Annotated in this window: 1 protein-coding gene; it reads right to left on the reverse strand. The window is 33.9% G+C overall.

The annotated features are described in order from the left end of the window. Positions 1–283 (reverse strand): PfkB family carbohydrate kinase (locus ACZ3HG_RS23375; RefSeq protein ID WP_465334710.1); only part of this gene is annotated, 283 nt, incomplete at both ends.

Here is a 283-nt window from a genome sequence, read left to right on the forward strand (position 1 = left end):
TTCTCCCCTAAAGTAATTAATACTGCAGATATACCTAAATCGAGAAAATATGTTGCTGTATCTTTCATATCACTTTCATTATTGATTGAAATACCTGTTAATAATTCTGCTTCTGTTTCGTTTGGAATAATTATATCAGTTAACTCTAAAAGTGACTTAGGCAATTCAATTGCCGGTGCAGGATTTAATACAGTCGTGATATTTTGCTTACGAGCAATTTTAAATGCTTGTTCTATCGCCTCAAATGGAACTTCAAGCTGCGCTACAACAAAGTCTGCACCAA

The organism is Erwinia sp. PME.40.26/001, from assembly GCF_055556675.1.